The organism is Klebsiella sp. A-Nf5, from assembly GCF_002810545.1.
In the GTDB taxonomy this organism is placed as follows: Bacteria; Pseudomonadota; Gammaproteobacteria; order Enterobacterales; family Enterobacteriaceae; genus Klebsiella; species Klebsiella variicola.
Map to the genome: position 1 here is coordinate 1 of NZ_PIOG01000016.1, position 590 is coordinate 590.

General features: G+C 59.0%; 1 protein-coding gene. It reads left to right on the forward strand.

Annotation, left to right across the window (positions count from 1 at the left end; all coding sequences use genetic code 11):
* Positions 1 to 2 precede the first annotated feature (2 nt).
* On the forward strand, positions 3 to 590 hold a 588-nt coding region (locus CWM53_RS00875; RefSeq protein WP_227521680.1), incomplete at its 3' end, for a proline iminopeptidase-family hydrolase.

Consider the following 590-nt stretch of genomic DNA (forward strand, 5'->3'; position numbering starts at 1 on the left):
CTGTGGATGGTTATAACGTCGTGGCTTATCAATTTGGTGACGGCGATGAGACCGTCCTCTGCCTCAACGGCGGACCCGGGCTGCCCAGCGACTATTTGCGTGAGGCTCACTCCTGCCTGAAACAGCACGGCTACCGGGTGATTGCCTTTGATCAACTGGGAACCGGGAAATCGGACCGACCGGATGACGCCAGTCTGTGGACCATGGCGCGCTACGTACGTGAAGTGGAAACCGTCCGCCAGGCGCTGGGGCTCGGTAAGGTGCATCTGCTTGGTCATTCGTGGGGCGGATGGCTGGCGATAGAAGTGGCATTGCACCATCCTGGTGCAATTCGCTCGTTGATTCTTGAAAACACCGTCGCCGATATGCCGCATCTGGTGCAGGAACTGAACCGCCTGCGCGGTGCGCTGGGACCAGAGACCGTCGCCATGATGCAGCGCTATGAAGCGCTGGACTGGCTGGAACACCCGGCCTATCAAGCGGCGATTACCCTGCTTAATTATCGCCACGTCTGCCGCCTTGATGTGTGGCCCGAACCGGTTAAGCGGTCGCTTGAGGACTGGAATATGGGGCCGTACATCACAATGCAG